Annotated in this window: 28 protein-coding genes; 11 read left to right on the top strand and 17 right to left on the bottom strand. The window is 62.5% G+C overall.

The genetic code is table 11. The features are described 5' to 3' along the window. Positions 1-25: 25 nt before the first annotated feature. The 4 genes from pssA to BLJAPNOD_RS17500 form a co-directional block, all read right to left on the bottom strand. Positions 26-901, bottom strand: coding sequence for a CDP-diacylglycerol--serine O-phosphatidyltransferase (gene pssA / locus BLJAPNOD_RS17485; RefSeq protein WP_115420628.1), 876 nt, complete (start codon positions 899-901; stop codon positions 26-28). Positions 902-910: 9 nt separating this feature from the next. Beyond that, a complete protein-coding gene (locus BLJAPNOD_RS17490) occupies positions 911-1,609 on the bottom strand; it encodes a phosphatidylserine decarboxylase (protein WP_077503935.1) in 699 nt (232 codons plus the stop codon). Between the two features lie 113 nt (positions 1,610-1,722). Further along, complete coding sequence (locus BLJAPNOD_RS17495; protein WP_115420629.1) at positions 1,723-3,615, bottom strand: ABC transporter ATP-binding protein/permease; 1,893 nt, start codon at positions 3,613-3,615, stop codon at positions 1,723-1,725. Between the two features lie 213 nt (positions 3,616-3,828). Next, positions 3,829-5,649 (bottom strand): LysM peptidoglycan-binding domain-containing protein, encoded by a 1,821-nt coding sequence (locus BLJAPNOD_RS17500; RefSeq protein WP_115420630.1) that lies wholly within the window; start codon positions 5,647-5,649, stop codon positions 3,829-3,831. Between the two features lie 243 nt (positions 5,650-5,892). Between BLJAPNOD_RS17500 and BLJAPNOD_RS17505 the strand changes: the two genes are divergently transcribed. Further along, positions 5,893-6,513 (top strand): TIGR00730 family Rossman fold protein, encoded by a 621-nt coding sequence (locus BLJAPNOD_RS17505; RefSeq protein ID WP_077503938.1) that lies wholly within the window; start codon positions 5,893-5,895, stop codon positions 6,511-6,513. 74 nt (positions 6,514-6,587) lie between these two features. Here the strand turns inward: BLJAPNOD_RS17505 and rarD are convergent, their stop codons facing one another. The 8 genes from rarD to cysS form a co-directional block, all read right to left on the bottom strand. Further along, the gene (gene rarD, locus BLJAPNOD_RS17510) at positions 6,588-7,526 is read right to left on the bottom strand and encodes an EamA family transporter RarD (RefSeq protein WP_077503939.1); all 939 of its coding nucleotides are present in this window, start codon (positions 7,524-7,526) and stop codon (positions 6,588-6,590) included. A 234-nt stretch (positions 7,527-7,760) separates the two neighbouring features. After that, entirely contained in the window at positions 7,761-9,377 is a 1,617-nt protein-coding gene (gene cimA, locus BLJAPNOD_RS17515) for a citramalate synthase (protein WP_115420631.1), read from the bottom strand. Positions 9,378-9,403: 26 nt separating this feature from the next. Beyond that, positions 9,404-10,366 carry a prolyl aminopeptidase gene (gene pip, locus BLJAPNOD_RS17520; protein WP_115421336.1) on the bottom strand — a complete coding sequence of 321 codons (963 nt, stop codon included), beginning with the start codon at positions 10,364-10,366 and terminating at the stop codon, positions 9,404-9,406. A 2-nt stretch (positions 10,367-10,368) separates the two neighbouring features. Then, on the bottom strand, positions 10,369-10,866 hold the full coding sequence (locus tag BLJAPNOD_RS17525) for a GFA family protein (protein ID WP_115420632.1): 498 nt from the start codon (positions 10,864-10,866) through the stop codon (positions 10,369-10,371). Then, positions 10,863-11,339, bottom strand: coding sequence for a GFA family protein (locus BLJAPNOD_RS17530; protein WP_115420633.1), 477 nt, complete (start codon positions 11,337-11,339; stop codon positions 10,863-10,865). The genes BLJAPNOD_RS17525 and BLJAPNOD_RS17530 overlap by 4 nt, the downstream gene beginning before the upstream one ends. Next, positions 11,336-11,827: a GFA family protein gene (locus tag BLJAPNOD_RS17535; RefSeq protein ID WP_115420634.1), complete on the bottom strand. Its 492-nt coding sequence runs from the start codon at positions 11,825-11,827 to the stop codon at positions 11,336-11,338. Before BLJAPNOD_RS17535 ends, BLJAPNOD_RS17530 begins: the two co-directional genes overlap by 4 nt. A 12-nt stretch (positions 11,828-11,839) precedes the next feature. Continuing rightward, positions 11,840-12,220, bottom strand: coding sequence for a VOC family protein (locus BLJAPNOD_RS17540; protein WP_115420635.1), 381 nt, complete (start codon positions 12,218-12,220; stop codon positions 11,840-11,842). Between the two features lie 110 nt (positions 12,221-12,330). Further along, entirely contained in the window at positions 12,331-13,722 is a 1,392-nt protein-coding gene (cysS, locus tag BLJAPNOD_RS17545) for a cysteine--tRNA ligase (protein ID WP_115420636.1), read from the bottom strand. 419 nt (positions 13,723-14,141) lie between these two features. Between cysS and BLJAPNOD_RS35405 the strand changes: the two genes are divergently transcribed. Next, positions 14,142-14,288, top strand: coding sequence for a hypothetical protein (locus BLJAPNOD_RS35405; protein WP_158556135.1), 147 nt, complete (start codon positions 14,142-14,144; stop codon positions 14,286-14,288). A gap of 13 nt (positions 14,289-14,301) precedes the next feature. Here the strand turns inward: BLJAPNOD_RS35405 and BLJAPNOD_RS17550 are convergent, their stop codons facing one another. Further along, positions 14,302-15,081 carry an SOS response-associated peptidase gene (locus tag BLJAPNOD_RS17550; protein ID WP_115421337.1) on the bottom strand — a complete coding sequence of 260 codons (780 nt, stop codon included), beginning with the start codon at positions 15,079-15,081 and terminating at the stop codon, positions 14,302-14,304. 58 nt (positions 15,082-15,139) lie between these two features. Between BLJAPNOD_RS17550 and BLJAPNOD_RS17555 the strand changes: the two genes are divergently transcribed. From BLJAPNOD_RS17555 to BLJAPNOD_RS17595, 9 genes are all read left to right on the top strand, one after another. Then, the gene (locus BLJAPNOD_RS17555; RefSeq protein WP_115420637.1) at positions 15,140-15,610 is read left to right on the top strand and encodes an NUDIX domain-containing protein; all 471 of its coding nucleotides are present in this window, start codon (positions 15,140-15,142) and stop codon (positions 15,608-15,610) included. Next, positions 15,610-16,062 (top strand): TIGR02301 family protein, encoded by a 453-nt coding sequence (locus BLJAPNOD_RS17560; RefSeq protein ID WP_115421338.1) that lies wholly within the window; start codon positions 15,610-15,612, stop codon positions 16,060-16,062. Before BLJAPNOD_RS17555 ends, BLJAPNOD_RS17560 begins: the two co-directional genes overlap by 1 nt. 159 nt (positions 16,063-16,221) lie before the next feature. Then, positions 16,222-16,491, top strand: coding sequence for a hypothetical protein (locus tag BLJAPNOD_RS17565; RefSeq protein WP_115420638.1), 270 nt, complete (start codon positions 16,222-16,224; stop codon positions 16,489-16,491). Between the two features lie 17 nt (positions 16,492-16,508). Then, positions 16,509-17,279 (top strand): hypothetical protein, encoded by a 771-nt coding sequence (locus BLJAPNOD_RS17570; RefSeq protein ID WP_115420639.1) that lies wholly within the window; start codon positions 16,509-16,511, stop codon positions 17,277-17,279. A gap of 72 nt (positions 17,280-17,351) precedes the next feature. Next, positions 17,352-18,197: a folate-binding protein YgfZ gene (locus tag BLJAPNOD_RS17575; protein WP_115420640.1), complete on the top strand. Its 846-nt coding sequence runs from the start codon at positions 17,352-17,354 to the stop codon at positions 18,195-18,197. Beyond that, positions 18,194-18,802: an HD family hydrolase gene (locus tag BLJAPNOD_RS17580; RefSeq protein ID WP_115420641.1), complete on the top strand. Its 609-nt coding sequence runs from the start codon at positions 18,194-18,196 to the stop codon at positions 18,800-18,802. Before BLJAPNOD_RS17575 ends, BLJAPNOD_RS17580 begins: the two co-directional genes overlap by 4 nt. 1 nt (position 18,803) lies before the next feature. Further along, positions 18,804-19,343, top strand: a complete 540-nt coding sequence (locus BLJAPNOD_RS17585) for a tyrosine phosphatase family protein (RefSeq protein WP_115421339.1) — start codon at positions 18,804-18,806, stop codon at positions 19,341-19,343. Next, complete coding sequence (locus BLJAPNOD_RS17590; RefSeq protein WP_199565955.1) at positions 19,330-20,325, top strand: NAD regulator; 996 nt, start codon at positions 19,330-19,332, stop codon at positions 20,323-20,325. Before BLJAPNOD_RS17585 ends, BLJAPNOD_RS17590 begins: the two co-directional genes overlap by 14 nt. 144 nt (positions 20,326-20,469) lie before the next feature. Beyond that, on the top strand, positions 20,470-20,805 hold the full coding sequence (locus BLJAPNOD_RS17595; protein ID WP_077503951.1) for a hypothetical protein: 336 nt from the start codon (positions 20,470-20,472) through the stop codon (positions 20,803-20,805). Positions 20,806-20,917: 112 nt separating this feature from the next. Here BLJAPNOD_RS17595 and nadC read toward each other — a convergent pair whose 3' ends face one another. From nadC to BLJAPNOD_RS17615, 4 genes are all read right to left on the bottom strand, one after another. Next, complete coding sequence (gene nadC, locus BLJAPNOD_RS17600) at positions 20,918-21,826, bottom strand: carboxylating nicotinate-nucleotide diphosphorylase (RefSeq protein ID WP_115420643.1); 909 nt, start codon at positions 21,824-21,826, stop codon at positions 20,918-20,920. Positions 21,827-21,880: 54 nt separating this feature from the next. Further along, positions 21,881-23,479, bottom strand: a complete 1,599-nt coding sequence (locus BLJAPNOD_RS17605; RefSeq protein ID WP_115420644.1) for an L-aspartate oxidase — start codon at positions 23,477-23,479, stop codon at positions 21,881-21,883. A gap of 55 nt (positions 23,480-23,534) precedes the next feature. Then, positions 23,535-24,614 (bottom strand): quinolinate synthase NadA, encoded by a 1,080-nt coding sequence (gene nadA / locus BLJAPNOD_RS17610; RefSeq protein WP_115420645.1) that lies wholly within the window; start codon positions 24,612-24,614, stop codon positions 23,535-23,537. Between the two features lie 169 nt (positions 24,615-24,783). Further along, positions 24,784-26,022 (bottom strand): MFS transporter, encoded by a 1,239-nt coding sequence (locus BLJAPNOD_RS17615; RefSeq protein WP_115420646.1) that lies wholly within the window; start codon positions 26,020-26,022, stop codon positions 24,784-24,786. Between the last annotated feature and the right edge of the window lie 95 nt (positions 26,023-26,117).

Consider the following 26,117-nt stretch of genomic DNA (forward strand, 5'->3'; position numbering starts at 1 on the left):
CGCTTCATCTTTAAGCGCTCTGGGATCAGTCGACCTTGTCGCCCGGCAGGCCGTCGCCGCCATGGGCGGGATGGGCGGGCCAGTCGCCGCCATACTTGCGCTGCCACGAGCGCGCGCCGAACGGCAACGTGATCAGGTAGCCGAGCGCCGTCACCGCCATCGTCTCCCATGTGTAGGTCATCAGCGTCGCGACATAGAAGACGACGACGAGAATGACCGGCAGCACGAGATCGCGGCGCACGCGGCTTTCCGACTTGCCCGACCAGACCGGCAGACGGCTGACCAGCAGGAAGGCAATCAGCACGGTGTAGCCCGATGCGATCAGCGCCATGGTGCGCTCAGGCGCCAGGCCCAGCAGGCCGAGATAGACCGGCAAGAGCACCAGCATGGCGCCGGCCGGCGCAGGCACGCCGACGAAATACTCCGACTGCCACGCTGCCTTGGACTGGCGCTCGGCCATGACATTGAAACGCGCCAACCGCAGGCCGCAGGCGATCGCGTAGACCAACGCCGCAATCCAGCCGATCGAGCGGGCCTGATCGAGGATGAAGACGTAGAGAACCAACGCCGGCGCAACGCCGAAGTTGATGATATCGGCGAGCGAATCCATCTGTCCGCCGAAGTTCGACGTCGCCTTCAACAGGCGGGCGACGCGGCCGTCGATGCCGTCGAGAAAGGCTGCAAGCAGCACCATGGCAACGGCGAGCTCGATGCGGTTTTCAAAGGCGAGCCGGATGCCGGAGAGACCCGCACAGATCGCCAGGACCGTGATCATGTTCGGGATCATCAGCCGCAGCGGTATCTCACGCAGCCGCGGGCCGCGACCAGTGTCGGTGGAACCGTTGGCCTCGCCTGCCACTTTCGGCGGTTCGGCTGGGTTTTCCTGTTGAGGACCTTCCATAGGGGCTCCTTATGCGCGACGGCTGATGACCGGGCCCTTGGCCGAGCCGAATTCGGCAAGCACGGTTTCACCGGCAATCGCCGTCTGTCCGAGGCTGACGCGCGGTTCTACACCCTCAGGCAGGAAGACGTCGAGGCGCGAGCCGAAGCGGATGAGGCCGAAGCGCTCGCCGGCGTCGAGCGAGGCGTTTTCATACTTCCAGCAGATGATACGGCGGGCGACGAGGCCTGCGATCTGCACGACGCCGATATCGCCATGCTTCGTCTGGATGACGAGGCCGTTGCGTTCGTTCTCGTGGCTGGCCTTGTCGAGTTCGGCGTTGACGAACTTGCCGGCGCGGTAGGCGATACGGCGGATGGTGCCGGTCATCGGCGCGCGGTTCACGTGGCAATTGAAGACGTTCATGAACACGGAAATGCGCAGCATCGGCTCCGAACCGAGACCCAGTTCGTCCGGCGGCGTCACCATGGCGATCGACGAGACGCGGCCGTCGGCCGGGCTGATCACCAGATCGTCGTCGATCGGAGTCATGCGCTCGGGATCACGGAAGAAATAGGCGCACCAGGCGGTGAGCAGGAAGCCGATCCACATCAGCGGCTCCCACAGCAAGCCCAGTACCAGCGACACGACGAAGAAGATCGCGATGAAACGATAACCTTCCTTGTGCACCGGGACCAGCGTATTGCGCACCGTATTGACCAAGCTCATGAACTCTACTCCAGATTTGCTGTGGAACGTGACCTAGCGCGAAATGCCGCCCACGGCAACGCCGCCCGCCCGACAGCGACAATACGCGTCGTGATCAGCCAATAGGCATGCCGTCATAAGGCCGGCTCGCCACGCGTGACGATGCCCAGATCATCACTCTCGCGCACACGCTTCAATTGCTCTTCCGCCTGGGTCGCCTCACGCTGGCGGCTCCACATGGAAGCATAAAGTCCGCTGCGATCGATCAGTTCCCCGTGGGTGCCCCGCTCGGCGATGACGCCATCCTTCAGGACGATGATCTCGTCGGCATTGATCACCGTCGAAAGCCGGTGCGCGATGACCAGCGTCGTGCGGTTGCGAGATACGACATCGAGCGCCGACTGGATTTCCTGTTCGGTGCGGGTGTCGAGCGCCGAGGTTGCCTCATCGAGAATGAGGATCGGCGGCGCCTTCAGGATCGTACGGGCGATGGCGACACGCTGCTTTTCGCCGCCGGAAAGCTTCAATCCGCGCTCGCCGACCATCGCCTGGAAGCCTTCGGGAAGCGACTGGATGAAGGTGGCGATCTGTGCCGCCTCGGCCGCGGCGACGACCTCCTCCTCGCTCGCCGACACGCGCCCGTAGCGAATATTGTAGGCGATGGTGTCGTTGAACAGCACCGTATCCTGCGGCACCATGCCGATGACCGCACGCAGGCTCTTCTGCGTCACATCGCGCACATCCTGCCCGTCGACGGTGATCGTGCCCTGCTGCACGTCGTAGAAGCGATAGAGAAGTCGCGACAGCGTCGATTTGCCGGCGCCCGAAGGGCCGACGACGGCAACGGTCTTGCCGGCCGGAACCTCAAAGCTGATGCCCTTGAGGATCGGCCGCTTCGGATCATAGGCGAAGTGAACGTCGTTGAAGGCGATTGCGCCGTTGGCAATGGCAAGCTGGCGCGCATCCGGGCGGTCGACCACTTCGGCTTCCACGTCGAGCAGATCGAACATGTGTTCGATGTCGGTCAAACCCTGACGGATCTCGCGATAGACGAAACCGATGAAATTGAGCGGAATGGCCAGCTGGATCAGCATGGCGTTGATGAAGACGAAGTCGCCGAGGGTCTGTTCGCCGCGCTGCACGGCAAGCGCGGACATGATCATCATGACGGCGGTGCCCGCACCAAAGATCATCGCCTGGCCGAAGTTGAGCCAGCCGAGCGAGGTCCAGACCTGGGTCGCCGCCTTCTCATAGCGCTCCATCGATCTGTCGAAGCGCTTGGCTTCCATCTCCTCGTTGCCGAAATATTTGACGGTCTCGAAGTTCAACAGCGAGTCGATCGCCTTGGTATTGGCGTCGGTGTCGCTGTCGTTCATCGACCGGCGAATGGCGATCCGCCAGTCGCTCGCCTTGACGGTGAACCAGATGTAGAGACAGACAGTGATGCCCGTGACCAGCAGGTAGCTGAAACCGTAGCCCCACCAGAAGATCACCGCGGTCAGCAGGAATTCGATCAGTGTCGGAACGCTGTTCAGGATGGTAAAGCGAACGATCGTTTCGATGCCCTTGGTGCCGCGCTCGATCACCCGCGACAGGCCGCCGGTGCGCCGCTCCAGATGGAAACGCAACGACAGCTGGTGCATGTGCACGAAGGTCTTGTAGGCGAGTTGCCGAACCGCATGCTGGCCGACGCTGGCAAACAGCGCGTCACGCAGCTGGTTGAGCCCCGCCTGCAGCAGGCGCGCGAGGTTATAGGCAAGCACGAGCATAACCGCGCCGCCGAGGAACTGCGGCAGAAAGCCCAGCGCATCCGGCTTGTTGTTCAGCGCATCCGTCGCCCATTTGAAGAAATAGGGAACAAGGATCAGCACGACCTTGGCAATCACCAGAATGATCGTCGCCCAGACGACCCGCAGCTTCAGATCGGCTCTATCCGAAGGCCACATATAGGGCCACAGGTTGACGATGGTCCGAAACGGGTTGCTCGTATCGGCGGAAATCGTCTTCGTCTGGTTCGCAGGTGCCACGTCTTGATCCGCTTTCACTTATTCGCTCACGCTGACGGATTGTCGGGCCATCATCGCCGCGCAATTATGGCTTGGCGCCCTAACCTTGGAAAAGGTCATCGGGCGACATCGTCGCCATCCAATGAAAAGCGGCGCCTCGTTGAAGGCGCCGCCTTGGTTGACAGATAGGTCTGCATCGACACCACGGCAATGCAATGGGTATCGATGATCCGCCTATTGTTCGTGTTTCATATGCTTCTTGTGAATTTCCCGCGACTCTTCGTCGGAAAGTGCCTGGTCAGGAACGCCGAAGACCTGACCCGGACGGATCCGATCGGGGTTTTCGATCTGTGCCTGGTTGGCGAGGTAGATCGTGGTGTAGCGAACGCCCGCGCCATAAACCCGCCGTGAGATCTGCCAGAGTGTATCGCCGCGACGGATGATGACCGAACTCTTGCTTTCCTTCAGCGGCGCCTGCTCCACCGTTTCCGGCTGGGCCGGGCTTTCCGTGGAAGCCATCGAAGGCTGCGCAGCGGCGACGTCATTGGCGATCGAGCTACCGGCACCCTTGACCTTCGACGCGCCGGAAGCCTCGGCGACCTCGCCCGACACGCCCGACACGGCCGACTCAGCCACGGCAGTCACCGCCGGTGTGACGCTGCCACGCTCGGCGAGGATGGCGCCGACCGATGCCTCGACCTTGCCAAGCGCCGCTGCCACGCTCGAGGCATCCTGCGAAGCATCCTTCAGCACGGCCAGCGCGTCGGCTGCAGCCTTCGCCGTCCGAGCAACCTCATCACTCAGCGCCGGATCGGAACTGTCAGTGAGCCTGAAATCGGCCAGCGACTTCAGGGCAAATTCGCTTGCAGAACGTGCTGCGGCCAGTTGCTCGCCCGTCGGCACCTTGCCGTTTGCGAACAGCCCCTTCAAGAGCGCGAGCGCCTTGCCGGCCTCCGCACGCAAGCCATCGAGGCCGGCCGTTGCGGCGGCCGAAACCGGACCGGCAACGGCTGCGACTTGGGCACCTGCCGGCCGGTCGAACGGTACGGATGCGCGCATGACAACCTTGCTTGCGTCCTCGCTCAGCATGTCGGCGCGGATGATATGGCTGCCGACCGAAAGCTCGATCTGGCCGTCGACGACAAAGTGGCCCTTGTCGTCGGCCTTCATTTCACCGAGCAGCTTATCGTCAGCATAGATGCGAACCAGAGCGCCGGGCTTCGCACTACCGGCGACGAACATCTTCGCGCCCTCGATCTCGACGGCGGTCACCTGCAGCCCCGTGGCCCCACTCGGCTTCGCCGTGTTGGCCGTAGTATCGTTCGTCGTCTGCGGCGTTGCCGACGCCACGTCGGCAGATGTTGCGGCAGCCGGCCGCGAGGCGGGCGTGTCGGTCGTCTGCGTGGCACTCCCAAGAGCGTCGGGCCCAAGAGCGTCGGGCGTCGTGAGCAGGCGGCTGGCCTCGCCTGGCTTGGAGACCATGGCAAGCAGTTGGCCGGTCGCATCCTTCGGTACGGAAACCGTTGCGACCTCCTGCGAATTCTTGGCAACGCCGTCTTCTCCGACGGCGCGCAAGGTCAGCTGGTAGTCGCCGGCCGGAAGCGGCGTGTCGAAGACCGCGGCAAAATCGCCGGTCACGCCGACGTCAGCGGTTCCGACGACGGTGGTGCCGTTGAGAATCTCGAGCTTGGAGCCTGGCGCGGCATGGCCGGCTACAACGGTAGACCCGTCGGGCTCGACGCGCAGAACGTCAAAACCGGGAATGGACGCGTCTTCGGTCGGGGGCTTCGCGTCAGCAACGCTTTCGACCGGTTGCGGCTCCGCCACCTTTGCAGCGTCATCGGACTTCGCGGCAGTCTGAGTGCTTGCGGCCGGAGTGGTCTGAGGTCCTCCGGTCGACGATGCCGCGTCACCGGTTTGGGCCGGAGCACTTGCCGTGCCATCGGCTGACGCTTCCTTGCCGCCACGCAAATTCGGTTGAACTACAAAAACCATCAACGCTGTTGCTGCCGCAAGGACAGTAAGGGCCACCCAGCCGGCCTTGTTCTTGATCATGCCACTCTCCACAGGAGCGGAGCAGAGCTCCGCGCATGCCCTCTCATCGGCCTAAGGCGCGGGGCTTGCGCAATCATTATAGCGCAACTGCGAGCTACCCGCCCAATTTCTTCAATCGATCCCTGAAATTGCTAGCGTTTCCTAGTGTAGCAGACAAGAAGCCGCCCCTTCTGCAAGTGCCGTGAACCCAGCTTTCCCCTCATTTTTCTTGACCCTTGCTGCGCTGCAATGTTTTTTGACCGGATGAACACTGAAACCGGCACGATTCGATCCATCTGCGTCTACTGCGGCTCACAGCCCGGACGCGACCCGATTTACATGGAAGCCGGCCGCGCGCTCGGCCGCTCGATCGCCGACCACGGGCTCAGGCTGGTCTATGGCGGCGGCACCCGCGGCATCATGGGAGCGGTCGCAAGCGGCGTGCTTTCCAACGGCGGCGAGGTCACGGGCATTATCCCCGAATTCCTGATGGACAAGGAAGCGACGCGCCATTCGCTCGGCCAGCTCAACGAGCTGATCGTCACCGCCGACATGCATGAGCGCAAGCACACCATGTTCGAGCGGGCCGATGCCTTCGTAGCACTTCCGGGCGGGATCGGCACGCTTGAGGAGATCGTCGAGATCATGACCTGGGCGCAGCTCGGGCGTCACCGCAAGCCGATGGTCTTCGGCAACATGAACGATTTCTGGAAGCCGATGCTGGACCTCTTACAGCACATGCGCGACGAAGGCTTCGTGCACACCGCCCACCTCGTCCAGCCGCTGGTCGTCGACAAGGCCGAGGACATCGTACCGGCAATTCTCGCGGCCGCTGGCGGTGCAAACGGTCGCGAAGGCGAAGCCGAGATCATTTCGCGGCTCTAGGCGCGGGCTCATTTCGTCGCAGAATCAAAAAAGGCGCGCCGGCCGGGCGCGCCTTTTTCATTGGGTCGGATTTGTTACTCCGCCGGGCTAACCTGTTCGGCACGACGCGCGCGGCTCTGTGCCAGCATGGCACCGGAATAAATCACCAGTGCCGCCCAGATCAGGCCGAAGGCGATCAGCTTTGCCGTGCCGAAAGGTTCGTGGAAGACGAAGACGGCGATCAGGAAGATCATCGTCGGCGCGATGTACTGCATGATGCCGATGGTCGATAGCCGCAGCAGCTTGGCGCCGTTGGCATAGATCATCAGCGGAATGGCAGTGACGATGCCGCAGGACAGCAGCCACAGCACGTCCGTCATGCCGGTGTCGCCGAAATGCCCCTGGCCGGTCGTTTCGAGCCAGATGATGTAGCCGATCGCGGGAATGCTGAGCAGCAGCACTTCGAGGAAGAAACCCTGGTTCGGCCCGATCGGCAGGGTCTTGCGGAAGAACGCGTAGAAGCCCCAGGACAGGCAGAGCCCGATCGACACCCAGGGCAGACCACCGGCATCGAAGGCCAATACGCCAACGGCAGCTGCAGCCAGCGCGATCGCCACCATCTGTGCCGGGCTCGGCTTTTCCTTCAGAAGCAGAGCACCGAGGAAAATCGAAAACAGCGGATTGATGTAGTAGCCGAGCGCGGTCTCGATCGCCCGGCCCGCACCGATCGCCCAGACGTAAATGCCCCAGTTGATGGTGATGAGCACAGCCGTCAGAGCCGCCATGCGCAGCATCTTCGGCGAGCGAAGCGCCACCTTGACGTCTTCCGTGCGCCCGAGCCAGACGAGCACGAGACCTGCGAGCGGAACCGACCAGACGATACGGTGGGCCACCACTTCCGGTGCCGGGATATGGGCGATCGCCTTCATGAAGAAAGGCAGGAACCCCCAGAGCAGATAGGCCGTGAGCGCAAAGGCGAAGCCTTGAGCGGAATCGGTGTTTTCTGCGGGTACTTTCGCGTTCGGCTCGGCCATGATGTTTTTCCTGATGTATTCGCCGGAGGCTATCGTGGCGATGACGCCCGCTCCGGTCGCAATCGAAGGGGTAGCCTCAGCGACTAACGAACCCTTCCGTAGGGCGTCGTACTCCAATGCCCCTCAATGCACCAATTCATTTCCGTGAATGGATGGTGAATTTTGCTCATACTTTGGGCAGGAGCGGGCAGCGCCAAACGGGCGCCGCCGCTCTATGCCACCTTGATCGCCATCTTACTCAGCCGCAATCAGCCCGACGTGGTCGCGGTTCTTCAGCAGCTTGAAGATGATACTGTCCATCAGCGCCTGGAACGAAGCGTCGATGATGTTGTCGGAGACCCCCACCGTCCACCAGCGCGCGCCCGTGCCATCGGTCGATTCGATCAAAACGCGGGTGATCGCCTCGGTCCCGCCGTTGAGGATACGGACCTTGTAGTCCGCAAGCTCCAGGTCCTCGATCTCCGACTGGTATTTGCCGAGATCCTTGCGCAGCGCCAGGTCAAGTGCGTTGACCGGGCCGTGGCCTTCGGCGACCGACATCATGGTCTCGCCATCGACGACGACCCGAACGACCGCTTCAGACACAGTCTTCAGCTGGCCGTTGGCGTCGAAGCGGCGCTCGACCATCACCCGGAAGCTTTCGACGTGGAAGAAATCCGGGACTGTTCCGAGGATGCGGCTTGCCAGAAGCGCAAAGCTCGCATCGGCGCCCTCATAGGCATAGCCGGTCGCCTCGCGTTCCTTGACGATCGAAATCAGCTTGTCGAGCTTGGGATCGTCCTTGCCGACCACGATGCCGCGGCGCTTGAGCGCGTTGATGAAGTTCGCCTTGCCGCCCTGGTCCGACACCATGACCTTGCGCAGATTGCCGACGCTTTCGGGAGCAATATGCTCATAAGTGCGCGGATCCTTCAGTAGTGCCGAGGCGTGAATGCCGGCTTTGGTGGCAAAGGCCGAGGCGCCGACATAGGGCGCCTGCATGTCGGGCGAGCGGTTCAACAACTCATCGAAGGCATGCGAAAGTTTCGTCAGCTCCAGCAGACGGTCGGCATCGATCGCCGTTTCGAACCGGCTCGAATAGATTTCCTTCAGTGCCAAGGTCGGGATCAGCGTCACCAGATTGGCGTTGCCGCAGCGTTCGCCGATACCATTCAGCGTTCCCTGTATCTGGCGAACGCCAGCCTCGACGGCTGCAAGTGAGTTGGCAATCGCCTGGCCTGTGTCGTTGTGGGCGTGGATGCCGAGATTGGCGCCGGGAACGCCTGCGGCGATGACAGCCGAGACGATCTCGCGCACCTCATGCGGCTGCGTGCCGCCATTGGTATCGCACAGCACGATCCAGCGCGCACCCGCTTCAAAGGCTGCCTTGGCGCAGGCAAGCGCATAGGCGGGGTTCGCCTTGTAGCCGTCGAAGAAATGCTCGCAGTCGACCATCGCCTCGCGGCCAGCACCGACGACGGCTGCGACCGACAGGCTGATATTGTCGAGATTTTCCGCGTTGGAACAGCCGAGCGCCACGGCCACGTGGTAATCCCAGCTCTTGGCCACGAGACAGATCGCGTCGCTCTTTGCCTCGAGCAGGGCGGCAAGGCCCGGATCGTTCGAGGCGGAAACGCCGGCGCGCTTGGTCATGCCGAAGGCGACGAAGGACGCCTTCTTCGTGCGACGGCGCTTGAAGAACTCGGTGTCGGTCGGGTTCGCCCCGGGATAACCGCCTTCGACATAGTCCATGCCGAAATCGTCGAGCAGCGTGGTAATCGCGATCTTGTCCTCGACGGAAAAGTCGATGCCGGGCGTCTGCTGCCCGTCCCGTAGCGTCGTGTCGAAGAGATAGATGCGTTCCCTGGTCATGGCTCGTTTCCAATAATGCTCAGTCGTTACTCGGTCTTGCCTGCATATGTGTCCGTCGCGCGGATCAGCCGGTCGAGGATACCCGGCTCGGAATAGGCGTGCCCCGCCCCCTCGATCAGGTGGAACTCCGCCTCCGGCCAGGCCTTGTGCAATTGCCAGGCATATTTGGCCGGGCACGGCATGTCGTAGCGGCCCTGGACGATCACACCGGGGATGCCGTGCAGACGATGGGCGTCGCGCAGCAACTGGCCATCTTCCATCCAGCCGGCATTGACGAAGAAGTGGTTTTCGATGCGCGCAAAGGCATCGGCAAATTCGTCCTTTTCGAAGCGGCCGCTGGTCGACAGTTCGGGCAGCAGCGTGATCGTCTCGCCTTCCCAGATGCTCCAGCTCTTGGCCGCCGCAAGCCGCGTCGCCCTTTCGTTGCTGGTCAGCCGCCGGTGATAGGCCTGCATCATCTCATGGCGCTCGTTTTCGGGAATCGGCGCAATGAACCGCTCCCATTTGTCCGGAAACATTTCCGAGACGCCGAACTGATAGTACCAGTCGAGTTCCGCCTTGGTGAGTGTATAGATCCCGCGCAGCACCAGTTCGGTGACGCGCTCGGGGTGTTTCTCCGCATAGGCGAGCGCCAGCGTCGATCCCCAGGAGCCGCCGAACACCAGCCATTTTTCCGCGCCAGCCATTTCACGCAGACGCTCGATATCGGCGACGAGGTGCCAGGTGGTATTGGCTTCGATCTCCGCATGCGGCGTCGACTGGCCGCAGCCGCGCTGGTCGAACAGCGTCACGTCGTAGAGCGCGGGGTCGAACAGCCGGCGATGGTTCGGCGAGATCGTGCCGCCCGGACCGCCATGAAGGAACACGGCCGGCTTGGCACCTGGGGTGCCCACCCGTTCCCAATAGACCGTATGACCGTCGCCGACGTCGAGGTGGCCGGACGCATAGGGTTCGATCTCAGGGTAAAGCGTACGCAATTCAGCAGACATCATCAGTCTTTCATCGGTGGCCAGTGCACCGTATCGTAATCGGGATGCTGGCGGTTGGTTTCGAGCACGAGCAGATGCCGGGTGGCCGACAGTTCGCTGCCGTCGTCGCTCTGCCGTTCGGGAAGCTTCGCCAGCCGCGAGAACCACACCGTGCGCGATTCCACGCCCGACTGATAAATCGGCGGCAAGTCGTCCGGATCGTCGAGCGAACCGAGCACGATGTTGAGGAAATCCTCGTCCGGCATGTCGTAGAAGAGCGGCGTTCCACAATCGTGGCAGAAGCCGCGGCGCACCAGATGCGAGGAGCGGAACCATGAGGGCTGCCCGCGGGTGATGTCGAAATTGTCGCGGGCGATGTTGGCAAGCGGCATGAAATAGTTGCCGGCCGCCTTCTGGCACATGCGACAGTGACAGATATGCGCATCCGCCAGCACGCCTTCGGCGCGGTAGCGGACCGCTCCGCACTGGCAGCCGCCGGTAAAGATGCGCGAAATCGTCATTTGAACACTCCCGGCTCGTGCCATTGCTCGGTCTCGTGATCGGGATGCTGGAAGGAGATGATGCTCTCCTGCCGGCTGTAGAAATCCGGATCCGTCAGCGCCGGCTGGTCGAAGATGGACTCCACCCAGGGAAGCCGAGAAGCGTAGTTGACCTGGATCCGCGGCGCCAGATCACTGCGATCGTCGAAGGTGCCGATGGCGATCTCCATGCCGCCAGGATGGCGGTAGATCATCGGCGTGCCGCATTTCGGGCAGAAGCCGCGATCGATATTGACCGACGACTGGAAATAGCTCGGCGCGTCGCGCGTCCACTCGACGCCGTCCTTCGGCGCCGTCACCAGCGCGGAGAAAAAGGAGCCGAATTGCTTCTGGCACATGCGGCAATGGCAGATCGACGGACGGCCGAGCTCGCCGCGGATGCGGAAGCGCACAGCACCGCATTGGCACCCGCCTGTTCGAACAGTCTCCGTCATCTTTTGTCCTCCGGGGGCCAGGTTTCGGTGTCATGATCAGGATGCTGGTAGGAGACGAGGTCGGCAAGGAATGAGACCGCCTCAGCGTCGGCCATCGTTTCTTCGCCCGGAAGCTCGGGCACCCGGTCGACATAGGGCAATTTGCCCTCGATGCCCCACTGGATCGTCGGTACGATCCCCTGCGGCTCGTCGAAGGCCGCAATCGCCAGCGCCATGCCGTCGGGCGCCTCGTAGGTCAGGGGCGTACCGCAGCCAGTACAGAAGCCGCGGTATGCGGCGTTCGAGGACTGGAAGCGTTTGCGCTCGCCGCGCGTCCAGGTGACGGTGGCGCCGCGCACCGACACCAGCGGCAGATAGAAATTCCCGCTCGCCTTCTGGCACATGCGGCAATGACAGACGGACGCGTCGCCAAGAACGCCCTCGACGCGGAAGCGCACGGCACCGCACTGGCAGCCGCCGGTGTAGTGTGGTCGGTTGTCGAGACTCATCGCGACGTCTCCTCAGGCCGGGGCATGGCAGACCGCCTCTATGTTGTTGCCGTCGGGATCGAACACGAAGGCGCCATAATAATCCGGGTGATAGTGCGGCCGCAGTCCCGGCTTGCCGTTGTCGCGGCCGCCCGCGGCGAGAGCCGCTTTATGGAAAGCATCGACTTCGCTGCGACTGCGCGCGGTAAAGGCATAGTGCCGGCCCGGACCGGCGGCGGCCTCATGCAGCCAGAAGACCGGACGCTCGCGGCCGTAGCCGCCGACCTTGACGCCGCCCGTATGTTCGGCCGGAACCATCATCAGAAACGATGCACCAAGGGGAGCGAACGCCCTGTCATAGAACGACGTCGCCTTGTCGAAATCCGCAACCGAAATGCCCGTATGATCGATCATTGCCCGAACTCCCCCTTCATGCCCCTTGCCTCAAGCCACCAAACTGCGAGCGCCGTTCCTTGCTTGACATCGATCGGCCGCCGACGACAGCAAGGATTGGCAAATGAATTTCATCGCTTCACATCCCACGTCGTCACGCGTTCGCCGGTCGCGGGGTCCTTGCCATCCTTGAGCTGGATGCCCTGAGCCAGCAGATCGTCGCGGATCCTGTCGGCAGAGGCGAAATCCTTGGCTTTCAGCAATTCCAGACGCGCCCGCACGCGGCCATCGACTTCGTGAACGACGGCCTCGTCGAGTTCGACAGCCTGCGGCACGATGCCGAGCAGCGACGCACTTGCGGCAAAGCTACCTCTGAGTGCCGGATCGCCGGCCGCCTTCTGCGCCAGCGCATGCAGCGCCTGAACCGCCGCCACCGTGTTCAAGTCATCCGACAGCGCTGTGACGATCGTCGGATCGACCTCGCCCTTGGCGTCGCCCGGCACCGGCCATTTCGACAGCAGGTGCTCGGCCTCCTCCAGCCGCTTGATCGAAAAATCGATCGGCTCGCGGTAGTGGGTCATCAGCATGGCAAGGCGCAGCACGTCGCCCGGCCACTTGCGGCCGCCGAACTTTTCGGTGTGCAGCAGCTCGTAGATGGTGACGAAGTTGCCTTCGGACTTCGACATCTTGCGGCCTTCGACCTGCAGGAAGCCGTTATGCATCCAGACATTCGCCATCACGCTGGTGCCGTGGGCGCAACGCGACTGGGCGATCTCGTTTTCGTGGTGCGGGAAGATGAGATCGAGCCCGCCGCCATGGATGTCGAAGACCTCGCCGAGGTAACGCCCACTCATGGCCGAGCATTCGATGTGCCAACCCGGACGGCCCCTGCCCCACGGGCTATCCCAGCCGGGTTCGTGATCGGCCGAAAGCTTCCACAGCACGAAATCGCCCGGGTGCTTCTTGTGCGCCTCGACGGCGACGCGGGCGCCGGCCTGCTGCTCATCGAGATTGCGTTTGGAAAGCTGGCCATAATCCGGCATCGACCTGGTATCGAACAGCACCTCGCCGCCAGCCTTGTAGGCATGGCCCTTGGCGATCAGCTTGTCGATGATATCGATCATCTGCGGAATATTGTCCGTCGCGCGCGGCTGCACGTCCGGGTCGAGGCAGCCGAGCGACTTGGCGTCTTCGAGGAACTGCGTCTCGGTTTTCTCGGTCACATGCCGGATCGCCTCGTTCAGGGGCAGTCCGGGATAGTCGCGCAGGGCCCGCGCGTTGATCTTGTCATCGACGTCGGTGATGTTGCGAACATAGGTGACCTTCCGCTCGCTGTAGACATGGCGCAGCAGCCGGAACAGGATATCGAAGACGATGACCGGACGCGCATTGCCGATATGGGCATAGTCGTAGACGGTCGGGCCGCAGACATACATGCGGACATTGTCGGCGTCGATCGGCTTGAAATCGACCTTCTCCCGCGTCAGCGTGTTGTACAGCTTAAGTGTCGGCGCTCCGCCCATTCCAAATCTCCAATACGCATGCAACCGTCAGAAATACGGCGCCCGGGAGGCCCGCGCGTTTGTCATCTTGGATTTCGGGAGACGAAAACGGCCAGGCCAGCGGAGCGCTAGCGAATAATCTTCCGGCAGATAATGCAGGTAACCGTTTTCATGGGCTCACTTATCGCGCTTCGCATGGCGTCGGTCAAGTGGTCAGCGACCAGCGAAGCACAGCCGACTATCAAGGCACTGCCATGGTCATGGATTTGTCATGATTTGGCTTATCTGGGATCGCCACGCGGGAAGGAGATTCGCGGTGCAGCTTGGCCCTGCGCCACGATTCCTGTCTCCGGAGAAGCCGAGGAGGAGCATCGTTGTCGTTTACGCAAGCGAGAACGACGAGTTTCCGGTCCAGGGAAAGCATCAAGGAGTGCATGCACGTGAAGGCCGCCAAGACCACCGATATCGCCAAGACATCCGCCGATCTGGTTCAACAGTATCGCCCGCTCGGGCTGAAAGCCGTGCTTGCCGCTGCCCTGCAGATCAAGGCAAAGCCCGCGGCCAAGCTGATGAAGCAGCCGGCTTAAGGACTGACGGGCATCAGAACAGGGACATTTGCCCGTCGTCGGGCTTGCCCCCGTTCTTGTCGCTCTTTGCCGGCACCTTCGGCACCGCCTGTGGGGCGACCGCTTCCTGAATATCCGGCCCGGCATTCGCGACCTTGTTGACCTTGTCGGAAACGGGGATCGCCTCGAAATAATCTTCCGGCGCAGGCGTCATCAAGTCGAGGACGTCGCGCGGCTCCTGCGTCTTGCAGTCCAGCCAGCGGGCGAAATCTTCCGGCTGAATGACCACAGGCATGCGGTCGTGAATGAGCGCGATGGCAGGATTGGCGCTCGTCGTCAGCACCGCGGCCGTGTCGACTTCGGAACCGTCGGCAGAAGACCATGTCTCCATCAGGCCGGCAAAGGCGACGATGCCGCCTTTGCGTGGACGGATCCAGTAGGCCTGCGAAGCCTCGCCGCTGCCCTTGGCGGGGCGGTGCCATTCGTAGAAACCGGACGCCGGGACCAGCACGCGACGGTGGCGCATCGCCGCGCGAAACGATGCCTTTTCGATTGCCGTCTCGGCGCGGGCATTGATCAGAAGCGGAAAGTCCCTGGGATCCTTGACCCAACCGGGCGTAAAACCCCAGCGAACCAGAAGCGCCCGACGCTGAGGCAGGTTGCTGCCCGGCCCGCCGCCGTCGGCTGCCACGACAACGATGATCGGCTGTGTGGGCGCAATGTTGAAACGCGCCGGAAAGTCATCGCTTTCCAGCAGGCCGAACAGCTCCATCAATTCTTCCGGCGTCGCCGTCAGCGCAAAACGTCCGCACATGACATGGATGTGGCACTTCACGTAGGATGGGTCAACGATACCGATCGAAATTGATTCCATCATGCCGAAGCCACCAGAACTCGCCTCCTCCGTCATTCTCGAACGCGATGGCCATTACCTTTTGGTGCGACGCGCCAATCCGCCTTCGGCCGACATGTACGCGTTTCCGGGCGGCCGTGCCGAACCGGGGGAAACGCCGGAAGAGACGGCCCTGCGCGAATTGCAGGAAGAGACCGGCATTCACGCCCGCAACCCCGTGCTGTTTGAAACCTACGACCTGCCGGGCAAGGAATCGGAAGGGCGGCATTTCTTCCTCTCCGTCTTCAGAGCGCAAGCAGATGCAGCCGCTGTTGCCGTTGCCAGCGACGACGCAGCCGACCTCGGATGGTTCACGCCGGATGAGATCTTTGCGCTTCCCATTCCCGACAGCGTTCGCGAATGCGTGGAAAAACTGGCGGCTGAGGCCGCGGCAAATGCAAAGACGCGCAAGCGCCTTGAAACAGCCGCCGATTCGGACTTGATGGGATGATGACATTCGGCCTGACCATCATCCGCCTGACCGTGATGACCCTTTTGATCGCCACGGCCACTACCGCTGCCGCGCAGAAAACGGCAGCACCACCGCAGGACAAGGCGCAGACGCCAACGCCCGCACCTGTCGTCGCAGAGGAAAAGCCGACGCCTTACGACCAGCGGCTGATTCGCCTCGCCGAGGTGCTCGGATCGGTTCACTATCTGCGCAATCTCTGCGTAAAAGAGCCCGAGGATGTCTGGCGGCGCTCGATGCAGGAGCTGATCGACAAGGAAACGGTTAACGAGGAGAAAAGGCGCGAGCGCATGACTGCCGCCTTCAACCGGGGATATCGCACCTTCGCCTCTGTCTACACCACCTGTACGCAGCCAGCGATCGTCGCCGAACAGCGATATCGTGCCGAAGGAGCAACACTTGCGTCAGAAATCGTCGCCCGCTTTGGAAATTAGCAATAAATTAACCTCTTTTCTCACGACCCCGTGTCGTTTCGGGAAAAGGCTGCTAATTTCGTTAAGAGAGTGGTAAGAAGTGACAACCGGATCACAGTCGTTCAGTTGAGGTTCAGCCGAACGACGTTAAAGTGAGCCACTTGCAGCAATGGAAGTCGCATGGAACGAATGATGGAACCAAGCCTGACCGACATCGATGACATGATCGTCCACGAGAAAATGCAGGCAGCGCTGGAACACCAGAACGAAGCCTGGGCGGACGGCATGGCTGATGGCATCGAGCCAGAGATCATCGCCGATGCGGCCATCGCTCTAGCCATGCGGGAAACCGTGCGGCTTCATGGTGAAGACGGTGCGGAAGCGATGCTCAATTCGCTTCGCGAGCGCATGCTCGCCGGTGAATTTTCGCCCCAGCGCTCGCTTCAGTAAACATCAGGACTGCCCTTATGAGCCGGAACCATGCCAACCGGACCTCTCCGGTTCGCCTTGTTACGCTGCTTCTAGCCGGTGTCGCGCTCAGCGTTCCGGTTATGATGTCGCCCGCATTCGCGCTCAGCGAATTGCAGGACGAACCCAAAGCAGTCGCGAGCGACCAGAACACCGCCCCTCCGCCAGCCGAACCTGTGGATGACGAACCGGACCAGGAAGAAAAGCTGCCGCTCGAAATCCCGATGCCGGACCCGCTGATCAAAAAGACGGTGACGATAACCAAGGAAGATCAGGCCGTCGAAGAACCAAAGACGGTCGAGCCGGTCGAAGTGCTGAGCGACGTTTCCAAGATACCGGCGCCCGTGGCGCGCATGCGCGAACTGATCGTCGAAGCCGCGGCCTCCGGTGATATCGAGCGGCTGCGTCCCCTGCTTGGCAAAGGCCCGACACAGACCCAGGTCACCGGCGTTAGCGCCGACGAAGACCCGATCGCTATCCTGAAAAGCCTGTCGGGCGACCAGGACGGCGTCGAGATCCTGGCGATCCTGCTCGACGTGCTTTCGACCGGCTTCGTCCAGGTCGACAAGGGGACGCCGCAGGAAGCCTATGTCTGGCCCTATTTCGCCGAAAAACCACTGGCATCGCTGACCGCCCCTGAAAAAGTTGATCTCTTCCGGCTGGTGACGGCGGGCGATTTTGCCGACATGGAAGAATTCGGCAGCTACAACTTCTACCGTGTCGGCATCATGCCCGACGGGAAGTGGAAATTTTTCATCGCCGGCGACTAGAGCGCCGGCGACACGCTTGCCGTTCATCCCTGAACATCCTACCTGTTCGGCAAAGTGAACAGGATTAGAGCCATGCCCAAAGTTCGCCTCGAAGACCGCGCGATCGTCTCCGTTTCCGGCAAGGATGCGGAAGATCTTCTTCAGGGGTTGATCACCACCGATCTCGACGCCCTCACCCCCGATGAGGCAAGACCCGGCGCGCTTTTGACGCCGCAGGGCAAGATCCTGTTCGACTTCATGGTTTCCCGCGATGGCGACGGCTTCAGGCTCGAAACCGCTGCCGACCAGGCCGAGGCGCTTTTGAAGCGGCTGACCATGTACAAGCTGCGTTCGGTCGTGACCCTGGCGCTCGACACTGCGACGCCCACCATCATTGCCTTCGACGAACCGGAGGCCTCAGGCTATCGCGATTACCGTTTCGAGAAAGCCGGGGCCACAGTGTTCCGTTCCTATGGCGAAGCCGAGACGGACGCGGCGTCCGCTGCCGACCTCGATAAGCTCCGGATCACCTCCGGCATTGCCGTTTCCGGCCCTGACTACGCGCTGCAGGACGCATTCCCGCACGATGTGCTGATGGACAAGAACGGCGCCCTGTCCTTCCGCAAGGGCTGCTATGTCGGCCAGGAAGTGGTTTCCCGCATGCAGCACCGCGGCACACCCCGCCGCCGCGTGGTGATCGTTGCCGGCGCATCGGCACTGCCGGAAAGCGGCACGGCGATCACGGCCGACGGCAAGTCGATCGGCACGCTTGGCACGGTGCGCGGCCAATCTGCCCTGGCGATCGTGCGCATCGACAAGGCTGGCGAAGCGATGGCCAACGGCGTCGAGCTTCTGGCCGACGACGTCCCTGTCACGTTGACACTGCCGGAATGGAGCGGACTTGCCTTCCCAACCTCAGCCGATGAGGCAAGCGCATGACTTCGGCGCGCGCCTGGCAGCGCATGCTTTCCGGTCGGCGGCTTGACCTGCTCGACCCGTCGCCCCTCGACGTCGAAATCAGTGATATTGCCCACGGTCTTGCCCGCGTTGCCCGCTGGAACGGCCAGACGGCTGGCGATCACGCCTTTTCGGTCGCCCAGCATAGCCTGATGGTCGAGGACATCTTTCGCCGCAGCTACAAGTGCAATGCCGACGACTGCCTGTTCGCCTTGCTACATGACGCACCGGAATATGTCATCGGCGACATGATCTCTCCCTTCAAGGCCGTGGTCGGCGGCGGTTACAAACTGGTCGAGAACCGGCTGGAGAGCGCCATCCATTTGCGCTTCGGGCTGCCTGCCCATTGCTCGAAGGAGCTCAAGGAGCGGATCAAGAAGGCAGACCATATCGCGGCCTATTTCGAGGCCACCCTGCTTGCCGGCTTTTCGACGGAAGAAGCACGCAAGTTCTTCGGGCAGCCGCGCGGCATCACCCGCGACGGCCTACTGATCGACCCCTTGCCCGCCATCGAGGCCCAGCGTCTGTTTACCGAGCGTTTTGCCGCACTCGAGGCACAGCGCGCCTCTTCGAAAGTGGATGCCTGAGATGCCCCGGATCGTCGTATCGCCGCTTGCCCGCATCGCCGAGATGGCTGTCCGCCACGGTTGCACCGAAATGCTGAGCCTCGTTGCCAAGGGCCAGGATTTCCACCGTCCGGCGGTCATCTCCAAGGCGCGGCATCTGACGCTGGGGATGAACGATATCAGCTTTGCCGGCACCGGCGGGCTCATCGCCCCTCAGGAGGAGCACGTCCAGCAGATCGTCGCTTTCGCCAAAGACTGGGACCGCACGCGCCCGATGCTCGTCCATTGCTGGATGGGTGTTTCAAGATCGCCGGCCGCCGCCCTCATAGCCGCACTGGCCGTCGAGCCCGAACAGGATGACCGGGCGCTGGTCGAGCGGCTGCGGCTTGTCTCGCCCTATGCCACGCCGAATACGCGGTTGGTCGAAATCGGCGACGCCGTCCTGTCACGCGGCGGACGGCTTGTCGCTGCCGTGCGCTCGATCGGCCGCGGTGCGGACACGGACGGCAATGTTCCCTTCGTGCTGCCACTTGTTGCCGAGGGAGCCCATGTTGGCGACTGAGATGCAGGCAGTCACGGTCGAAATCGGCCTCAACGCGGCCATCGTCGCCGTCGTCAATCGCAGCCCGCGCATCCTGGCCATCAACGAGGCGGACGGCGACGCGCTCGACAGCCTGCCGTTCGGCCCCTTCGATCCCGCCCGTCACCGCACCTTCGAGACCAGTCTGCGCGACCGGGTGGAAAAGCGCACGGCGCTCAAGCTCGGTTACATCGAACAGCTCTACACCTTCGGCGACCGCGGGCGGCAACGATTGCCTGGCGAAGAAGGCAAGCACATGGTCTCGGTCGGTTATCTCGCGCTGACGCGAACCGATACCGAAAACACCGAGCGGCTGGCCGAGGCCGGGGCGCACTGGCGCGACTGGTACGGATACCTGCCGTGGGAAGACTGGCGACAAGGCCGACCGCCAATCCTCGACCAGATGATCTTGCCGGCACTGTCGCGGTGGGAGCTTGCCACTTCCGACGACGAGCGCACGGCGCCAGGCGCGCAGCGGCGCGCGCGCATACGGCTTGCCTTCGGCCTCGGCGATTTCCCTTGGGACGAGGAACGGGTGCTTGAGCGTTACGAGTTGCTCTACGAGGCGGGTCTCGTGCGCGAGGCAGTGATCGACGGCCGGAGCCGGGAGCAGGACGGCGCTGCGGCCGGGAAGGCCATGCGCCACGACCACCGCCGCATCGTCGCCACCGCCATTGCCCGCCTGCGCGGCAAGATCAAATACCGGCCGGTCATTTTCGAGCTGATGCCGCCGGAGTTCACCCTCACTGACCTGCAGGCAACCGTCGAGGCGATTTCCGGCCGCCATCTGCACAAGCAGAATTTCCGCCGCCTGGTCGAAGGCGCGGAACTGGTCGAGCCAACCGGCATGACGCTGGCTTCGACCGGCGGACGACCGGCCGCCCTCTTCCGCTTCCGCCGTCAGATCCTCGACGAGCGCCCCGCGCCCGGCCTCAAGGTGGGCAGTCGCTCATCCTCCGCATAACACTGGGGAAGCGGCCGAGCAGTTTTGCTGACGATAAAATCGCTGTCACAGGGTTAAATGCGGGCTGCATCTAACACTTCGGCCAGTGCGCGCTATATTCCTTCACTTAGATAGAGTGCCGGCTCTGCCGCCGAGGAAGAATAAATGTTGCTTGCGCTTGCGCTGCTCACCAGCCTGCTGACGGATCAGCCCATCCTGCCAAACCCGCAGGGGAGCAACGCGGTCCCCGATTATTTCAACAACCGTTCGGACCAGCCCGTCGTGCCGAACCCGCAGGGGAACAAGGCGATCCCCGACTATTTCAAGAACAACCCGATGGGCGGCGGCCAGTCCGGATTTCGCGGCGGCCAACCCGGGGTGACGATCTGCAATCTCAACGGCCAGGACATGCGCGGGCAGTTCAAGATCTGCCGCTATGACTGCGGCACGGAGATCACGATCGACCAACGTGTCGTCTGTCCGTTCATCCAGCAGCGATAACGCCGGCCTCAGTTGCGCCGGCGGTCACTGGACAATTCTCCAAACCGGAATCGATTCAAGGCGTTGTCTGGCACGCTTCAAGCGTTGTCGCGGCCGCTACGCATCACGTGATTCAGCGCTTGATCGCGATGTCGAGACCGATGTCGAGCGTCGGTGCCGCCATGGTGATCTTGGAGGTCGAGATATAGTCGACGCCGGTCTCGGCGATGGCGCGGACCGTGTCGATCCTGACATTGCCCGAAGCTTCCAGGCGCGTGCGCCTGGGATCGACCGCATAGGTCTCGGCGCCAAGCTGCCAATGGGCGGCATTGATGGCGACCGCCTCGCGCAGGCGCTCCGGGCCCATATTGTCGAGCAGGATGACGTCGGGCGTCGCCGTCAGCGCCTCGCGCATCTGGTCGAGGCCATCGACCTCGATCTCGATCTTGACCAGATGACCGCAATAGGCGCGGGCCGCATGTACGGCGCCGGCGACGCCGCCGGAGACGGCAATGTGGTTGTCCTTGATCAGCACGGCGTCGTCGAGGCCGTAGCGGTGGTTGGAACCACCGCCGAGACGCACTGCGTATTTCTCCAAAGCACGCAAGCCGGGAATGGTCTTGCGCGTGCAGCAGACCTTTGCGCGCGTATGGGCAATCTCGTCGGCAAATTTCGCCGTGTAGGTGGCAATGCCGGAGAGATGCATGAGGAAGTTCAAGCCGACGCGTTCGGCTGAAAGAAGCCCGCGGGCGCGGCCGGAGATCCGGGCAATCTCGGTTCCCGGCGTCACCTGATCGCCGTCTGCAACCAGAGCCTCGAAGACGATGGAAGGGTCGACGAGCCGGAACGCCGTGCGTGCCAGCTCGAGCCCGGCAACCACGCCGGGATCCCGCGCGTTCATGCCGGCCGTTGCCGTCAGCTCCGGCCCGATGGTCGACAGGGTGGTGATGTCGCCGGCACGGCCGAGATCTTCGAGCAAGGCGGCTCGCACCTGATCTTCGACCATCAGGGCGGGCAATTCGGGGCGAAGGGCTGCGGTCATCTGGTCGTTATTCCTGTCTGTATTCTCGAGGCGCGGGGTATGACGCCGTCATTCTCAGGCCGATTCGGTTTCCGCGACTTCGGCCGCCAGACGGTTCGCTTCCGCGAGCGTCAGGTAGGTCCGGCGGCGCCATTCCGGCTGCTCCGAAGGGCAGTCGGCGCGGTAGTGACCGCCGCGGCTCTCGGTTCGGCGAAGCGCTCCGACCGCGATCAGCTTGGCGGTGGTCAGGATGTTGGTGAAGCGCATGCGTGCATTGTCGCGCTCGAGCGCCGAGATCTGGCGGATTGCCCGCAGCAGGCTTTCGCGCGTCCTGACGACGCCGACGCAGTCACTCATCAAGCTACGCAGAACCGTGAGCTGCGGGCTGTCTTCCACCGTGACGGGGTCGTCGTTCTCGCCGGCGTTGTCGCCCCATTGGGTCAACTGCGGCGTCGGCAGGGTGCCCTTGATGTTTTCGGCGATGCGCGCGGCGAAGACCACGGCTTCCAGCAGTGAATTGGAGGCGAGCCGGTTGGCGCCGTGCACGCCGGTCGACGTCACTTCGCCGGCTGCCCAAAGACCGTCGATCGAGGTACGGCCTTCGGCATCCGTCAGCACGCCGCCCATGTGGTAATGCACCGCCGGCACGACCGGGATCGGCTGCGTCACCGGATCGATGCCGGCGCCGATGCAGGAGGCATAGACCGTCGGGAACATATCCGGGAAATGCTTGCCGACCGCCTTGGTGCAATCGAGAAACGCACCGCGTCCGGCCTGAACCTCGGCAAAGACGCCGCGCGAGACGATGTCGCGTGGAGCAAGTTCGCCATCCGGGTGAATGTCGAGCATGAAGCGATGCCCGGCCGAATTGATGAGCTGTGCGCCGTCGCCGCGCAAGGCTTCGGTCGCCAGCGGCGCCGGATCCTTGCCAATGTTGATGGCCGTCGGGTGGAACTGGACGAATTCCGGATCGGCGATGATCGCCCCTGCCCTGGCCGCCATACCGAGACCCTGGCCGCAGGCTTCCCATGGGTTGGTCGTCACCGCATAGAGGTGGCCGATGCCGCCGGAGCACAGGACCACGGCGCGCGCCGGGAAGGAAACGCGCTTCTTCGACTGGCCGGCATCCGGCCGGGCAATGACGCCGGAGATGAAGCGACCCTCGCGCACCAGCTCTTCGACCACGTAGCCTTCGATGACTCGGATCGATGGCGTATTGCGCACCGCCGTGATCAGCGCTTCCATGATCGCCTTACCGGCCATGTCGCCCTTGACGCGAACGATACGGCGCTCCGAATGAGCGGCCTCGCGCGACAGGATCAGCTTGCCCTCGAGATCGCGGTCGAAGGGAACGCCATAATCAAGCAGATCGTGAATCCGCGCCGGGCCTTCGGCCACCATCATGCGCGTCATCTTCTCGTCGACGATGCCGGCCCCCGCCGTCAGCGTGTCGGCGACGTGTTTTTCGAAGGTATCGCCGGGGCTCATTGCCGCTGCAATGCCCCCTTGCGCCCAGGCCGACGAGGCGCCGTGGCCGATCGGGGCTGCGGCAAGAATGGTGACAGGCCTCGGGCTGAGCTTCAGCGCGCAGAAGAGGCCTGCAAGGCCGCCGCCGACGATAACGATGTCGTCAATCCCGTTGAAGGACTGCGGGCGGAAATGATCTCTCAGCATGATACGGCTCTCCTCCAGCGCATGCTTGTATGCCGGGCCTTTCGCCCGACAGGTGTTATTGCTTGAGGTTGACCATGCGCTCGACTGCCAGGCGCGCCCGATCGGCGATCGCCGGATCGACCAGAACCTCTTCCGTCATGGTCAGCAGGCTGTCGAGGATCTTCGGCAGCGTGATGCGCTTCATGTGCGGACAGAGATTGCACGGCTTGATGAACTCCACGCCCTCGATCTCGGCCTGAATGTTCGACGCCATCGAGCATTCGGTGACGAGCAGCACCTTCGACGGCCTGTTATCCTTGACGTAGTTGATCATGCCCGATGTCGATCCGGCGAAATCGCAGACGGCGATGACATCCGGGTGGCATTCGGGATGGCCGATGATCTCGAGGCCCGGATTGGCTTCCTTGTAGGCCAGCAGTTCGGCGGCGGTGAAGCGCTCGTGCACTTCGCAATGCCCCTTCCAGGTGAGGATTTTCTTGTTGGTCTGGCGCGCGACGTTCATGGCGAGATATTCGTCGGGGATGCAGAGCACCGTGTCCGAGGCGAAGCTTTCAACGACCGCAAGCACGTTTGACGAGGTGCAGCAGATGTCGGTCTCGGCCTTCACGTCGGCGGAGGTGTTGACATAGGTGACGACGGGAACGCCGGGATAGCGTTGCTTCAACAAGCGCACATCCGCACCGGTGATCGATTCCGACAGCGAGCAGCCGGCCTTGGCGTCCGGGATCAGCACCGTCTTTTCCGGGCTCAACAGCTTGGAGGTCTCGGCCATGAAGTGAACGCCGCACTGGATGATGATTTCGGCATCGACCTTGCTGGCGTCCCGGGCAAGCTGCAGCGAATCGCCGACGATATCGGCGACGCAGTGGAAGATATCCGGGGTCTGGTAATTGTGCGCGAGAATGACGGCGTTGCGCTCCTTCTTCAGCCGGTTGATGGCATGAACGTATGGCGCATAGACCGGCCACTCGATCGCCGGAATGAAGTCCTTCACCTTCTCGTAGAGGTGCTCCGTCTCGCGCGCGACCGCTGGCGTGAAGGCAAGCTCGGGTCTTTCGATGATGCCGAAGCGCTGGGCGGCGCTGACAAAAACCGGGCTCGCCACGCCTTGCGTGCGGGTATCAAGCTGCATCATCGAAGTCTCCTCTCCACCCCTCTTTCGGGTGGTTCTTCAATTATGCTCAGTTTGAGCATAATTGAACCAAAACAAAAGCGGCAAAGCCGCATGGGTTGATTTAGAAAGTTTTGTAACAGATTTCAAGAACGCAACGTCGCATTTCGCAACGCTGCGTCCCTGGATTTCTTCAGGCCATGGCCGGACGGGCAACCGCTTTCTCCTCGATCGGCCAATGAACCACGGCCGCGAACAGGCCGAGTGCCACACCCAGCCACCATACCGGATCGTAGGAACCGAAATGGTCGTAGAGGTAGCCGCCCATCCACACGCCCAGGAACGAACCGACCTGGTGCGAGAGGAAGACGATGCCGCCGAGCAGCCCGAGATGGCGCGTGCCGAACATGATGGCGACCAGCGCATTCGTCGGCGGCACGGTCGAAAGCCAGAGCAAGCCCATGACGATCGCAAAGATGATGACCGAGGTGGGCGACTGCGGTAGCAGCAGGAATGCGGTGACGGCGACCGAGCGGGCAATGTAGATCCAGGCCAGGAAGTAAGGCTTGGAATAGCGCTGGCCGATGAAGCCGGCAGACAGCGAACCGATGATGTTGAAGAACCCGATCAGCGCCAGTGCGATGACGGCGTAGCGGGCGTCGATGCCGATGTCGCCGATATAGGCGGGAAAATGCGCGGTGATGAACGCCACCTGGTAACCGCAGACGAAAAAGCCCGACACCAGCAGCAGGTAGCTCTTGTGTCCGAGTGCTTCCTTGAGCGCCTCGCCGATCGACTGCTTGTACTGCGCTTCGGACTGACGGCCGGAAGACGAGTTGCCGCGCAGGGGAATGGCGACGAAGGGCACGATCAGCATCAGGATGCCGAGATAGACAAGGCTGTCGGACCAGCCGTAGGCCGAGATCAACCCCTGGCTCAGTGGCGCAAACAGGAACATGCCGGCAGACCCGGCCGCCGTGCAGATGCCGAAAGCCATCGAGCGTTGCTCAGGCGTCACGTTGCGGGCAAAGGCGGAGAGCAGGATGCCGAACGAGCCGGAGCCGACGGCCATGCCGATCAGCACGCCGCCGCCGATGTGCAGCCAGATCGGCGCATCGGCATGGGCCATGATGAAGAGGCCGGAGGCATAGAGAAGCCCGGACATGGTCAGCACCCTCCAGGTGCCGAACTTGTCGGCGATGGCGCCGAAGAAAGGCTGGCTCACGCCCCAGCAGAGGTTCTGCAATGCCATCGCCAGGCCGAAGGTTGTGCGGTCCCACCCGGTCTCGGCGAGCATCGGCAGCTGGAAGAAACCCATCGCAGAGCGCGGACCGAAGGTGAGCATCGCAACGATCGACCCGGCGACGATGATCAGCCAGGGCATTTCCTGGCGGACGCTCGACGGCGCAGATGCTCCCGATATGGCGGACATGGATCTTCTCCTGATGACGAAGCGCGATCCTACGCGGGCGCTAAAATAGATAAAAGCCAATTAAATTGACGACGCGATCACCGGAATTGATGGCG

It is taken from the genome of Ensifer sp. M14, from assembly GCF_003355565.1.
Classification (GTDB): domain Bacteria; phylum Pseudomonadota; class Alphaproteobacteria; order Rhizobiales; family Rhizobiaceae; genus Ensifer.